1 pseudogene is annotated in these 206 nt (G+C 51.9%); it reads left to right on the plus strand.

Annotated features, from left to right (window positions below):
- Positions 1–186 (plus strand): annotated as a pseudogene (locus tag B2633_RS01815) (spermidine synthase); the annotation flags it as partial.
- Between the last annotated feature and the right edge of the window lie 20 nt (positions 187–206).

Consider the following 206-nt stretch of genomic DNA (forward strand, 5'->3'; position numbering starts at 1 on the left):
GAGTTATATTTGGCCAGCGTTCCCACCTATCCCAGCGGCTTATGGAGTTTTACCGTTGGCTCCAAGCAGCACGACCCGCGCCGTCCGGTTACTCATTACCGGGAAGGGTGCAAGTATTATAATCCCCAGGTGCATGAAGCGGCCTTTGAGCTGCCTGGCTTTGTACGCCGGATCATTGAGGAATAAAAAATGCAGGATAACCCATT

The organism is Syntrophomonas sp. UBA1041 (assembly GCF_002316705.1).
Taxonomy (GTDB): Bacteria; Bacillota; Syntrophomonadia; order Syntrophomonadales; family Syntrophomonadaceae; genus DTU019.